The sequence below is a fragment of the bacterium genome (genome assembly GCA_029210545.1).
GTDB lineage: Bacteria > BMS3Abin14 > BMS3Abin14 > BMS3Abin14 > BMS3Abin14 > JARGFV01.
This window is the reverse complement of sequence record JARGFV010000238.1, coordinates 1-507: the sequence shown is the minus strand read 5'-3', so window position 1 is coordinate 507 and position 507 is coordinate 1. Positions and strand designations below refer to the sequence as shown.

Annotated in this window: 1 protein-coding gene; it reads left to right on the top strand. The window is 57.4% G+C overall.

Going from position 1 to position 507, the window contains the following annotated elements:
* Positions 1-507: HD domain-containing protein (locus P1S46_12460; GenBank protein MDF1537274.1), on the top strand; the 507-nt coding region annotated here is incomplete at both ends.

The following is a 507-nucleotide window of genomic DNA, read 5'->3' as shown; positions in this document are numbered from 1 at the left end:
GGACGTCACCCACTGCATCAACGCCATGAGGCTCTCCGTCACCGACTACATCCTCAAACCGGTGGATTTCGACGACCTGGAAACACGGATCGCTCTGGCCTTCATGAAGATCGAGGCCCGGAGGAGGGACGAGACCCACCGGTTCCAACTGGTGGAGAAGGTCATCGAGAAGGACCGGAAGGCAGAGGAGACCTTCCTGCAATCCATCCACTCCTTCATCAACGCCATCGAGGCAAGGGACCGATACACCAAGGGCCACTCCCTGAGGGTGACCAGGCTCGTTGATCTCCTCATGAAGAAGATGGGGGTCAGCTCCCGGATGTCCTCGGATATCGTCCTCGCCTCACAGCTCCACGATGCCGGAAAGATGGGTATTTCCGATGGCATCCTCAACAAGCGCTCCGGCCTGTCCTCTGAGGAGTTCACTATCATGAAGACCCATCCCGAGGTGGGCTATTTCATCCTGAAACCTATCCTCTCCGAAGAGGGGCTGAAAGGGATCCTCCA